Here is an 11,216-nt window from a genome sequence, read left to right as displayed (position 1 = left end):
AGGCGCACACCCACGAACCGGCCCGGCTGGTCTTCTGACCGCCGGGCACCGACCCGGCCCGGCCCCACCGCCGCCCGCCGCCCCGCACCGCCGGGCGGCGGGCGAGCAGCGGGCGGGCGCTTCCCCGGCCGCGCTACCGGCGGGTAGAGTCGCCTCGATCCGCCCCAACGCCCGGTGAATCCCCCCGAACGAACTGGTGAACGCATGTCGGTCCGCACCCGCCCCGCGCTCTGGTGGCGCCTGGGCATCGTGCTCTCCGCCGGGCTCGGGCTGATCCTCGGCAACAGCTCCCTGGTGTACTTCACCACCGAGAGCAACGTCATCGTGCTCGGCTACTTCGCCGCCGCGGTCCACTGGATGGTCCGGCGCGGCACCGTCGACGCCCCCGCGCCCCGCCTGCGCGGCGCGGTCACCCTCTACATCACCATCACCGGCCTGGTCGCCCACATCCTGCTCAACCACGGCGCGAACCCGCTGCCCGGCCTCGGCCCCGGACCGGACCGGCTGCAGAACTGGTCCAGCTTCCTGCTGCACTACACCACGCCGCTGATGGTCCTGGCCGACTGGCTCTGCCTGAAGCCGCGCAACGCCTCGCGCTGGCGCGACCTGCCGCTGTGGCTGTCCTTCCCGCTCGGCTACGCCGTGGTCACCGAGGTCCGGGCCGCCCTGTTCCCGTCCTTCCCGCTGAAGTACCCGTACTTCTTCCTCGACCCGACCACCAACGGCCACGCCTGGGTGGCGGGCCAGATCGCGCAGCTGACCGTCGAGTTCGTACTGCTCGGTGCCGCCGTGGTGGGCCTCGACCGCCTCGGCACCCTCATCAACCGCCGGCTCCGCCCGGCCACCGCCCCCACCGCCGCCCCGACGGCCCGGAGCGAGGCGCCGGCTCCCGGAGTCACCCGGGCGGCGGGGTGACCCGGTAGACCGCCACGAGCTCGATGCGGGGGACGACGCAGTACGCGAAGAGGCCCCCGGGCGCCGGGGCGGGGTAGGGGGCGCGCCGAGTGGTCGGGCGGCGGGTGGTCAGGCGGCTGCGGACCAGGCGGCGAAGGTGCGGTGGAAGTCCGGGAAGGTCTTGCGGACGCAGCCGGGGTCGTCGAAGGTGACGGGCCCCTCGGTGCGCAGGCCCGCCACCGCGAAGGACATCACGATCCGGTGGTCGCCATGGGTCTCGATCTCGGCGCCCCGCGGGGTGCCGGGCCGGATCTCGATCCAGTCCCGGCCGGTGGCGACGTCGACGCCGAGCCGGTGGAGGTTGTCCGCGCACGCCTGGAGCCGGTCGCACTCCTTGACCCGGGTGTTGTGGACGTCCTCGATCCGCACCGGGCCGTCCGCGAACGGGGCGATGGCCGCCAACGTCGGCATGGTGTCCGAGATGTCGCGCATGTTCACGGTCAGGCCCGACAGCCGGCCGCCCGGCGCACCCGCCACCGTGACCCGGTCGCCCCGCAGCCCGACCCGGGCGCCCATCCGCTCCAGCACCTCGACGAACCGCAGATCGCCCTGGAGCGCCCCCGCACCGAGCCCGGGGACGGTCACCTCACGGCCGGTCAGCGCGGCGGCGGCGAAGAAGTAGCTCGCCGTGGACGCGTCCGGTTCGACCCGGTACTCGGTCGCCCGGTAGCCGCCCGGCGGTACCGAGAAGACATCGCCCTCCCGCTCCACCCGGACGCCGAAGCTGCGCATCATCGCCAGCGTGATCTCCACGTACGGCGCGGAGACCAGGTCGGTGACGGTGATCCGCAGGCCTTCCCGGGTCAGCGGGCCGAGCAGCAGCAACGCGGTCAGGTACTGCGAGGACAGCCCGGCGTCCAGCGTCACCTCGCCGCCCCGGACGCCGCGGGCGGCGATCCGCAGCGGGTGGTGCCCCTCCCGCTCCTCGTGCTGCAGCTCGACGCCGAGCGCACGCAGCGCCTCGGTGAGCGGGGCGAGCGGACGGCGGCGCATCTGCGCGGAGGCGTCGAAGCGGAAGGAGCCGGGGCCCGCCGCGGCGAGGGTGGGCAGGAAGCGGGCGGTGGTGGCGCCGTCCCGGCAGTACACCTCGGCGTCCCTGGCCGGGCCCTGCGGACGGCCCTCGATCCGCCAGACGCCGTCCGTCCGTTCGACCCGGTAGCCGAGCGCGGCCAGGCCCTCGGCGAAGCCCTCGGTGTCGTCGGAGGCCAGCGGGCGCAGCAGGGTGGTGGTGCCCTCGGCCGCGGCGGCCAGGAACAGGGCCCGGGCCGTCACCGACTTGGAACCGGGGATCTCGACGGTGGTCACACGCTCTCCTGGGGTCTGCGGCGCTCGTCTGCCGCCACCGGCGCGGGCGGCCTCGGCCGCCATCCTGCCCGCCGGCTCCGCGACCGCGCCCGGGCGTGTCAGCTGGTGGACGCGGCCCGGCTGCGGCCGGCCGAAAGCCCGGCCGGCCCGGCGGCGGCGGGGTGGTGAAGGCGTCCACCGCCGGGTGCCGCCGTCAGCGGTAGGCGACCCGTTGGAACGGCCAGTCGGCGGCGAGCCAGTCGGCCACCGCCCGGCGCAGCGGTCCGTCCAGCTCTGCGCGGTCCGCCCGGACCCAGGAACTGACCCGGGCCGTACCCGGCTCGGTGCGGGACGGGTAGACGTACACGCAGCCGACCACGTCGGCCTCGGTCGGGCCGTCGAGGACGCTGAAGGTGAAGCCGGTGCGGCGGGCGAAGTCCTCGGCGTGCCGCTCCAGGTCCCGCAGGTTGTCCGCCGGGGTCATCCCCTGCGCGGGCGGCCAGTTGCCCTCCGCGAAGCCGGGGGTGGCGCGGATGTGTTCGATGCTGGTGGTCCAGGCGGTGTGGTCGGCCGCGTTGTGCTGCGGGCCGAGCGGCTCCAGGCGCAGCGGCCCGGCGGTCAGCATCCGCGGCGGCGTGAAGCCGTCCGGGACGAACGGGGCGGGCGGCCGCGCCTCGGTCGGTACGGAGGCGTCCGGGGTCGGAGTGTCGGGGGTCGGCTCGGTGGTGGGGTTCGGCATGCCGCGACGGTACCCGGCACCCGGCCCCGCACACCGCCGGTTTTCGGGCCGCCGACGCCCGGCCCGCCGGCGGCACGGCGTCGGGCGGACCGCGCCGGCCGGCTGACGGCATCGATCCCGGTGACCGCCTCCTGTCCGGGCCCGGGCGCTGCTACTGTCGCGCCATGGACAGGACCGAGATCGACGCGGTGACCGCCGAGTTCTTCGGCGCCTTCGACAACCGGGCGGGCGGGCCCGCCGATGTCGCCCGGATCCGCCGGCTGATGATCCCGGGCGGCGTGATCGTCAACTCCGGCCCGCCGCTCACCGTCCACACGGTCGAGGAGTTCGTCGAGCCGCGCGAGAAGCTGCTGGCCGAGGGCCGGCTCACCGGGTTCCACGAGTGGGAGACCTCGGAGCGGACCGAGATCGCCGGCGGGGTGGCCTCGCGGATCGGCGAGTACCGCAAGTCCGGGACGCTGGACGGCGAACCGTTCGAGGGCGGCGGGACCAAGGTGTTCCAGTTCGTCCGTACCCCGCAGGGCTGGCGGATCGCGGCCTTCTCCTGGTCCGACCACGCCTGACCGGCGAGTCAGCGGGCGGGCCGCACCCGGCCCAGGGCGTGGAGCAGCAGTTCCATCGGGTCGGCGGCGCAGCCCACCATGATCAGGGCGTTCTCGTCCCGGCACTCGGCGACCCGCCAGAACGGCCGGATGGTGCTCGGGTCGGACCTCAGCCGGTCGCGGACCAGCACCACGTCCAGCCGGTGCAGCGGCACCGGCCGTCCGTCCGTGCCGGCTCCGGCCGCGGGGACGGCGAGCAGCCCGGCGCGGGACAGGTGCAGGACGCCGACGGCGGGCAGGCAGTAGGGCTGGGCGCCGAGCACGCTGGCCTCGAAGCTCACCACCCGACCCGCCTCGAAGGCCCGGCGGCGGCGCCGCCCGGGGCGTCCGGTGCCCCGCAGCGGGAACAGCGCGCCCAGCAGTCCGCCGAACTGGTCCAGGATCACCGACGCCCCTTCAGATCCGCCGGGCGCGGGGTGCGCCGGCCGCCGCGAACACAGGCGTACAGGTTGCTGCGCACCGGAAGCGGTTCCGGCAGGGCGATCGTATGCACCGGTACGGCCGCGCACCAATCGGGCCGGTCGGCATCGCGCCATTTCGGTTCGCGGGAGGCGACGGTGACGTCGCGTCACCGACGGGGCGGTCCCCGCCCGCGGCCCACGGTACCGGAGCCGGACCGCGGGCGGGACCCCTCCGGCGAGGCCCACCGGAGGGGTCGGTGCCGCGGGCGGCGGACCGTCAGAGCGCTTCGACGCTGCGCACCTCGCCGTCCGCGACCTCCAGCCAGCGGGTGATGCCGAGCCCGCGCAGGAACGGCACGTCGTGGCTGGCCACGATCAGTGCGCCGCGGTAGCCGGACAGCGCCTGGGTGAGCTGGCGGACGCTGGCCAGGTCCAGGTTGTTGGTCGGTTCGTCCAGCAGCAGGAGCTGCGGCGGCGGTTCGGCCAGCAGCAGCGCCGCCAGCGTCGCCCGGAACCGCTCGCCGCCGGAGAGCGTGCCGGCGAGCCGGTCGGCCCGGGCGCCGCGGAACAGGAACCTGGCCAGCCGGGCCCGCACGGCGTTCTCCCCCGCCCGTGGCGCGAACGCCCGGACGTTGCCGACCACGGTGAGCCCGTCGTCCAGCAGGTCGAGCCGCTGCGGGAGGTGGCGCAGCGGCACCGGGGTGTCCACCTCGCCCCGGACCGGCGCGAGTTCGCCCGCGATGGTGCGCAGCAGGGTGGACTTGCCGGTGCCGTTGCCGCCGACCAGGGCGATCCGTTCGGGTCCGCGCAGTTCCAGGTCCACCCGGGTGCCGTGGGCGAGCCGGACCTTGTCCAGGGTGAGGACGGTGCGGCCGGCGGGGACCGCGGTGTGCGGCAGGTCGATCCGGATCTCGGCGTCGTCGCGGATCGCCTCCTCGGCCTCGGCCAGCCGTTCCTTGGCGTCGGCGAGGCGGTCGGCGTGCATGCCGCGCAGCCGGCCCGCGGTCTCCTCGCCCTGCCGTTTGAAGGCGCCCGCGAAGATCTTCGGGTCGTTGCGGGTGACCGAGCGCTTCTTGCCGTAGGCGGCGCTGCGCTCCAGCCTGATCCGGGCGTCGGCGAGGTCCCGCTGCTGGCGCCGGACGTCGGCCCCGGCGTTGCGGACCAGCCGTTCGGCGGCCTCCTGCTCCGCCTCGAGGGCCGCCTGGTAGTCGTCGAAGTTCCCGCCGTACCAGGTGACTTCGCCGTCGCGCAGGTCGGCGATCCGGTCCACGTGGGCGAGCAACCCGCGGTCGTGGCTGACGATCACCATGACGCCCTGCCAGCCGGCCACCGCCTCGTACAGCCGGGCGCGGGCCGCCCGGTCGAGGTTGTTGGTGGGCTCGTCGAGCAGCAGGATGTCGGGGCGGCGCAGCAGCAGCGCGGCGAGGTGGAGCAGGACCGCCTGGCCGCCGGAGAGCTCGCCGACGGTGCGGTCGAGGTCGAGGTGCAGTCCGAGCCGGTCGAGGGTGGCGCGGGCGCGTTCCTCGACGTCCCAGTCGTCGCCGACGGCGGCGAAGTGCGCCTCGTCGGCGTCGCCGGACTCGATGGCGTGCAGCGCCTCACGGGCGGCCCGGATCCCGAGCGCCTCGTCCACCCGCTGGTCGGTGCGGGTGGTGACGTCCTGCGGCAGGTAGCCGAGTTCGCCGGCGATCCGGACGGTGCCGCCGGCCGGGGTGAGTTCCCCGGCGATCAGCTTCAGCAGGGTGGACTTGCCGGCCCCGTTGAGGCCGATCAGGCCGGTGCGGCCGGGACCGACGGCGAGCTGGAAGCCGTCGAGGACGGTGGTGCCGTCGGGCCACTCGAAGGAGAGGTCGGTGCACAGGACGGACGTGACGGGATGGGACATGCAGGTCTCCTGGACGGTTGCCGTGGATGGTCGGAGCAACACGGGAGACACCGCTGGTGCGGTACGACGGCACTGATGGGGAGGGGCCCGCGGATCGGGGGCGCCTGCTCGCTGCCGAGGTCGCACGCGCACGCCGCACGCCGGGTACTCAGGCGGGCGGGGCGGTGTCCCGTGACCTCAGACGAGCAAGGGCCTTCTCCAGTCTTGCGGGGTGGCAGCCGGGGCGTTCCACCGGACGTTCCCCACCGTAGGCAGCGGCCGGACGGGGCCGCAACGCAATTTCCGGCGCCCGGCCCCGTCCCGCCCGGGCCGCCCGGGGCGGGACGGGGCCGGACGGGACGGGGCCGGGCGGCGACTAGGATCGGGGCATCATGAGTGCCACTCTCGTCGTCAAGGATCTCAGCGCCGGCCACGGCGACCGCACCCTGTTCTCCGGGCTGGACCTGGTGGTCGCCCCCGGTGAGGTGATCGGTCTGGTCGGGGTCAACGGTGCCGGCAAGTCCACCCTGCTGCGGCTGCTCGCCGGGCTGGACACCCCGGAGGGCGGTTCGCTGCGGCTCAGCCCGGCGAGCGCCAACGTCGGCCACCTGCCGCAGGAGCCGGAGCGCCGTGAGGGCGAGTCGGTGCGGGCGTTCCTGGCCCGCCGGACCGGTGTCGCCGCCGCCCAGGCCGCGCTGGACGAGGCCACCGAGGGTCTGGTGGAGGGCCGGGCGGGCGCCGACGACGCGTACGCGGAGAGTCTGGACCGCTGGCTGGAGCTGGGCGGTGCCGACCTCGACGAGCGGGCCGAGGAGGTGGCCGCCACCCTCGGGCTCAAGGTCGGCCTCGACCTGCCGATGACCGCGCTGTCCGGCGGCCAGGCCGCCCGGGCGGGCCTGGCCTCGCTGCTGCTGTCGCGCTACGACGTGTTCCTGCTCGACGAGCCGACCAACGACCTCGACCTGGACGGCCTGGAGCGGCTGGAGTCCTTCGTCAGGGGCCTGCGCGCCGGCACCGTGCTGATCAGCCACGACCGCGAGTTCCTGGCCCGCACGGTGACCCGGGTGGTCGAGCTGGACCTGCACCAGCAGCAGGTCAACGTGTACGGCGGCGGCTACGAGGCGTACCTGGAGGAGCGGGACATCGCCCGCCGGCACGCCCGCGAGGAGTACGACGAGTACGCCGACACCAAGGCCTCGCTGGAGGCCCGCGGCCGGATGCAGCGCAACTGGATGGAGCACGGCGTCCGCAACGCCCGCCGCAAGGGCCCGGACAACGACAAGATCGGGCGCGCCCAGCGCCAGGAGTCCACCGAGAAGCAGGCGTCCAAGGCCCGGCAGACCCAGCGCATGATCGAGCGGCTGGAGGTGGTCGAGGAGCCGCGCAAGGAGTGGGAGCTGCGGATGGAGATCGCGGCCGCGCCGCGCTCCGGCTCGGTGGTGGCGACCCTGCGCGGGGCGACGGTGCGGCGCGGGGAGTTCGCGCTCGGGCCGGTGGACCTGCAGATCGACTGGGCGGACCGGGTGGCGATCACCGGGGCCAACGGCGCCGGCAAGTCCACCCTGCTGGCGGCGCTGCTCGGCCGGCTGGAGCTTGACGGCGGCAGCAGTGCGCTGGGTTCGGGCGTGGTGGTCGGCGAGGTGGACCAGGCGCGCGGGCTGTTCCTCGGCGGGGAGCCGCTGCTGGAGGCGTTCGCCGCGGCGGTGCCGGACACCGCGCCGGAGGAGGTCCGCACCCTGCTGGCCAAGTTCGGGCTGAAGGCGGCGCACGTGCTGCGCCCGGCGGCCACCCTGTCGCCCGGCGAGCGGACCAGGGCGGCGCTCGCCCTGCTGCAGGGCCGCGGGGTGAACCTGCTGGTGCTGGACGAGCCGACCAACCACCTCGACCTGCCCGCGATCGAGCAGCTGGAGTCGGCCCTCGCCACGTACACCGGCACGCTGCTGCTGGTGACGCACGACCGGCGGATGCTGGAGACGGTGTCGGTCAACCGGCGGCTCACCGTCGAGGGTGGTCTGGTCCACGAGGCCCGATAGGTCTGGACCCTTCGGGACCCTTCGACCCCTTCCGCCGACGCACCGTCATGTGCTGTGCTGGGCAGCATGGTTGACAGTCCCGTGGTTGACAGTGCTTCGCCGGCGTCGTACCCGACCGTCGAGCTGAGCCCCATGACGGTGCCCGCCCACGAGGCCGGCGACCGCGCCCGTGCCTTCCACGACCTGATGGCCCGGCGCCGGACGGTGCGCGACTACTCGACCCGGCCGATCCCGGACGGGGTGGTGGAGTGGGCGGTCCGGACCGCCGCCACCGCCCCCAGCGGTGCCCATGTGCAGCCCTGGCGGTTCGTGGTGATCACCGACCCGGACCGCAAGCGGCGGCTGCGGGAGGCCGCCGAGGCGGAGGAGCGCGAGTTCTACGGGCACCGGGCCTCCGAGGAGTGGCTGGCCGCGCTGGCGCCGATCGGCACCGACTGGCGCAAGCCGTTCCTCACGGACGCGCCCGCCGTGATCGTGGTCTTCGAGGTGCACAAGGGCCCGGACTCGCCGCGCCCGTACTACACCAAGGAGTCGGTCGGCATCGCCGTCGGCCTGCTGCTGGCCGCCCTGCACCAGGCGGGGCTGGCCACCCTCACCCACACGCCGAGCCCGATGCGCTTCCTCAACGAGGTCTGCGACCGCCCCGCCGAGGAGCGGGCCGCGTACGTCATCCCGGTCGGCTACCCCGCCGACCACGCCCGGGTGCCGGATCTGCACCGCAAGGACCTCGACCAGGTCCTGGTGCGGCTCTGAGCCGCGGGCGCCGGGTCCGGGGCAAAAGCGCTGGTGGGAGCGGATCCGGTGAGGCGATAATCCTGTCATGAGCCGCACAGCCGACACCCCTCCGCGCGACCCCGGGCCGCCGCCGTCCGCCGCCGTCACCGACGGACGCCCGCCCGAGCTGATCGCCCTCGACGGCGTCGTCTCGCTGCGCCGCCGCCGGGAGGCGGACGGGCCCGCCGTGAACGAGGCGGTCCGGGCCAACCTCGCGCACCTGCGGCCCTGGATGCCCTGGGCGCAGGAGCCGCCGAACCTCCAGCACAGCATCGAGATGTGCCGGGCCGGCGAGGAGGTCTGGGACCAGGGCACCGACTTCATGTACCTGGTCGGCCTGGACGCCCGGCCGGGCAGCGTGGTCGGCGCGTTCGGCCTGCACGGCCGGATCGGCCCGGGCGCGCTGGAGATCGGCTACTGGGTGGACGTGGACCACGTGGGGCGCGGCATCGCCACCGCCGCGGCCCGCGCGCTGACCGGGGCCGCCCTCGCGCTGCCGGGCATCGAGCGGGTGGAGATCCACTGCGACGAGTCCAACACCGCCAGCGCGGCCGTCCCGCGCAAGCTCGGCTACCGCCTGGACCGGGTCCGGGACGCCGAGATCACCGCCCCCTCCGAGACCGGCCGCAACCTGGTCTGGATCATGGAACGCTGAGCCGGACCCCGGCCCCGGCGGCGGGCCACGGCGAGGGCCGCCCGGTGCGACCGGGCGGCCCTCCTGCGCGCCGGCGGGCGCCCGCCGGTCAGTAGCGCTCGCCGACCGGTGCCGGGACGGCGTCCAGGGCCGCGAGCTCCTCGGGGCCGAGCACCAGGTCGGCGGCGCCCGCGTTGTCGGCGAGGTACTTCGGCGTCTTGGTGCCCGGGATCGGCAGCACGTACCGTCCCTGCGCGAGCACCCAGGCCAGCGCCACCTGCGCCGGGGTCGCCCCGAGCCGGTCGGCGATCTCCCGCACCGCCGCCACCAGCGCCTGGTTGGCCGCCAGCGCGTCCGCCTGGAAGCGCGGCAGGGTGGCGCGCCAGTCCTCGGCCGGCAGGTCGGCGGCGGAGGCGAAGCGCCCGGCCAGGAAGCCGCGGCCGAGCGGGGAGAACGGCAGGAAGGCGATGCCCTGCGCCTCGGTGTACGGCACCACCTCGGCCAGCGGGTCCCTGGTCCACAGCGACAGCTCGGACTGCACGGAGGCCACCGGGTGCACCGCCTGGGCCCGCCGGATCTCCTCCACGGTGACCTCGGACAGGCCGATCGCCCGCGCCTTGCCGGCGGCGACGGCCTCGGCGAGCGCGCCCCAGGTCTCCTCGATCGGCACCTCGGGATCGACCCGGTGCAGCTGGTAGAGGTCGACGTGGTCGGTGCCGAGGCGGCGCAGGCTCGCGTCGATCGCCTGCCGCACGTGCTCCGGGCGGCCGTTGCGCGCCACCCGCTCGTCGCCGGTGCCCGGCACCAGGCCGACCTTGGTGGCCAGTACCGCCCGCTCCCGGTACGGCCCGGCCAGCGCCCTGCCGACCAACTCCTCGTTGTCGTAGGGCCCGTAGATGTCGGCGGTGTCGATCAGGGTGACCCCGAGGTCGAGCGCGGTGCGGATCACCTCGACCGAGGTGGTGTCGTCCCGCCCGGCGGGGTCGTAGGCCCAGGTCATCCCCATGCAGCCGAGACCGACCACGCCGGTCGCGGGGCCGTTGCTGCCGAGTGTGGTGGTGCGCATTGCCGGTTCTCCTTCGGACGGTCGGACTGACGCGCCCAGCCTGCCGCTTGGAGTGCGCTCCAGGTCAAGCACCGCCCGGGGACGGGCCGTCCGCGTCGGACCGCCCGGCGCGGGCCACCGCCCGGCCGAGGTCGAGGGCCCTGGTCCTGACCCTGGGGGTGAGCCCGCCGTCCGGGAGCCGCACCAGCCCGTGCGAGATCCCGACCAGGTCGCGGTCGAACAGCGCGCGCAGGGTGGAGCGGGCGCCGCGCGGGCTCCAGCCGTCGGCCCGGAGGCCGTCCATGACCTGGACCGGACCGCCCGGCGCGGGCGGCCGCTCGAGCGAGAACAGCACCCAGCCCTCGGGGTCCTGCCGGCGGTCCGCGTCGACGATCGCGCGCAGGAACGCCCGCTGGCGGTCGTTCAGCCCGGCCCGGACCGCGACCGCGTCCCGGTGCCCCTTCGCCGGCCCACCCATACCGCTCCCCTTCCCGGACGACGGGGGAAACCTAACAGCCCGGCCCGACACCGCCCTCGGGCCCGCCCGGGGCCACCGACCTTAAAGCGGCCGTAAGTCCACCCCCGGATGCTTGACGTGCCCACTTGGTCTAGTCCACTTTTACTCAGGACAGCACGACCAGCCCCGGCACCGCACACCCCCTCCGGGTCCCACCGCGAGGGCAGTTCAGGCTCACCCCACCTGCCGCGCCGCCGGCCCGCGCGCCGCCCCACCGGCCCGCGGGCGCCCTGGCACCGTCCACGAAAGGCACCCCCATGCCCCGTGCCGCAGTCCCCCGCCACGCCGCCCGCCGGCGCTCCCGGCTCGTCCCGCTGCTGTGCGCGGCCGCCCTGGCCGGCGGCGGCACCGCCGTACTGGCGGGGGGGG

Annotated in this window: 11 protein-coding genes; 5 read left to right on the top strand and 6 right to left on the bottom strand. The window is 75.3% G+C overall.

The features are described 5' to 3' along the window. Positions 1–204 precede the first annotated feature (204 nt). Positions 205–915 (top strand): Pr6Pr family membrane protein, encoded by a 711-nt coding sequence (locus AA75_RS29880; protein WP_199520440.1) that lies wholly within the window; start codon positions 205–207, stop codon positions 913–915. Between the two features lie 108 nt (positions 916–1,023). Here AA75_RS29880 and aroA read toward each other — a convergent pair whose 3' ends face one another. Both aroA and AA75_RS29870 read right to left on the bottom strand, forming a co-directional pair. Continuing rightward, positions 1,024–2,259 (bottom strand): 3-phosphoshikimate 1-carboxyvinyltransferase, encoded by a 1,236-nt coding sequence (gene aroA, locus AA75_RS29875; protein WP_033823418.1) that lies wholly within the window; start codon positions 2,257–2,259, stop codon positions 1,024–1,026. Between the two features lie 193 nt (positions 2,260–2,452). After that, a complete protein-coding gene (locus AA75_RS29870) occupies positions 2,453–2,977 on the bottom strand; it encodes an N-acetyltransferase (RefSeq protein ID WP_233289253.1) in 525 nt (174 codons plus the stop codon). 164 nt (positions 2,978–3,141) lie between these two features. Between AA75_RS29870 and AA75_RS29865 the strand changes: the two genes are divergently transcribed. Further along, positions 3,142–3,540 carry a nuclear transport factor 2 family protein gene (locus tag AA75_RS29865; protein WP_033823417.1) on the top strand — a complete coding sequence of 133 codons (399 nt, stop codon included), beginning with the start codon at positions 3,142–3,144 and terminating at the stop codon, positions 3,538–3,540. A gap of 8 nt (positions 3,541–3,548) precedes the next feature. Here AA75_RS29865 and AA75_RS29860 read toward each other — a convergent pair whose 3' ends face one another. Then, positions 3,549–3,965, bottom strand: coding sequence for a hypothetical protein (locus AA75_RS29860; RefSeq protein ID WP_033823416.1), 417 nt, complete (start codon positions 3,963–3,965; stop codon positions 3,549–3,551). 292 nt (positions 3,966–4,257) lie between these two features. Beyond that, positions 4,258–5,865, bottom strand: coding sequence for an ABC-F family ATP-binding cassette domain-containing protein (locus tag AA75_RS29855; protein WP_033823415.1), 1,608 nt, complete (start codon positions 5,863–5,865; stop codon positions 4,258–4,260). 371 nt (positions 5,866–6,236) lie between these two features. Between AA75_RS29855 and AA75_RS29850 the strand changes: the two genes are divergently transcribed. The 3 genes from AA75_RS29850 (at position 6,237) to AA75_RS29840 (ending at position 9,306) form a co-directional block, all read left to right on the top strand. Then, on the top strand, positions 6,237–7,877 hold the full coding sequence (locus tag AA75_RS29850; protein ID WP_033823414.1) for an ABC-F family ATP-binding cassette domain-containing protein: 1,641 nt from the start codon (positions 6,237–6,239) through the stop codon (positions 7,875–7,877). Positions 7,878–7,943: 66 nt separating this feature from the next. Next, positions 7,944–8,630: a nitroreductase family protein gene (locus AA75_RS29845; protein ID WP_033823420.1), complete on the top strand. Its 687-nt coding sequence runs from the start codon at positions 7,944–7,946 to the stop codon at positions 8,628–8,630. A gap of 67 nt (positions 8,631–8,697) precedes the next feature. Then, positions 8,698–9,306 (top strand): GNAT family N-acetyltransferase, encoded by a 609-nt coding sequence (locus tag AA75_RS29840; protein ID WP_051813713.1) that lies wholly within the window; start codon positions 8,698–8,700, stop codon positions 9,304–9,306. Positions 9,307–9,394: 88 nt separating this feature from the next. On the opposite strand, the gene AA75_RS29835 is transcribed toward AA75_RS29840, so the two are convergent. Both AA75_RS29835 and AA75_RS29830 read right to left on the bottom strand, forming a co-directional pair. Next, positions 9,395–10,351: an aldo/keto reductase gene (locus AA75_RS29835; RefSeq protein WP_033823413.1), complete on the bottom strand. Its 957-nt coding sequence runs from the start codon at positions 10,349–10,351 to the stop codon at positions 9,395–9,397. Positions 10,352–10,415: 64 nt separating this feature from the next. Beyond that, the gene (locus tag AA75_RS29830) at positions 10,416–10,808 is read right to left on the bottom strand and encodes a hypothetical protein (protein WP_033823412.1); all 393 of its coding nucleotides are present in this window, start codon (positions 10,806–10,808) and stop codon (positions 10,416–10,418) included. Positions 10,809–11,216 lie beyond the last annotated feature (408 nt).

Origin of the sequence: Kitasatospora sp. MBT63, from assembly GCF_000710465.2 — a bacterium.
GTDB lineage: Bacteria > Actinomycetota > Actinomycetes > Streptomycetales > Streptomycetaceae > Kitasatospora.
Note: the sequence above shows the minus strand (reverse complement) of the source record. Positions and strands in the feature narration are given on the sequence as shown.

Coding starts and splice junctions, on each gene's coding strand:
- AA75_RS29880 (WP_199520440.1), top strand. CDS start 205: ATGTCGGTCCGCACCCGCCCCGCGCTCTGGTGGCGCCTGGGCATCGTG.
- AA75_RS29870 (WP_233289253.1), bottom strand. CDS start 2,977: ATGCCGAACCCCACCACCGAGCCGACCCCCGACACTCCGACCCCGGAC.
- AA75_RS29865 (WP_033823417.1), top strand. CDS start 3,142: ATGGACAGGACCGAGATCGACGCGGTGACCGCCGAGTTCTTCGGCGCC.
- AA75_RS29855 (WP_033823415.1), bottom strand. CDS start 5,865: ATGTCCCATCCCGTCACGTCCGTCCTGTGCACCGACCTCTCCTTCGAG.
- AA75_RS29850 (WP_033823414.1), top strand. CDS start 6,237: ATGAGTGCCACTCTCGTCGTCAAGGATCTCAGCGCCGGCCACGGCGAC.
- AA75_RS29845 (WP_033823420.1), top strand. CDS start 7,944: ATGGTTGACAGTCCCGTGGTTGACAGTGCTTCGCCGGCGTCGTACCCG.
- AA75_RS29840 (WP_051813713.1), top strand. CDS start 8,698: ATGAGCCGCACAGCCGACACCCCTCCGCGCGACCCCGGGCCGCCGCCG.
- AA75_RS29835 (WP_033823413.1), bottom strand. CDS start 10,351: ATGCGCACCACCACACTCGGCAGCAACGGCCCCGCGACCGGCGTGGTC.
- AA75_RS29830 (WP_033823412.1), bottom strand. CDS start 10,808: ATGGGTGGGCCGGCGAAGGGGCACCGGGACGCGGTCGCGGTCCGGGCC.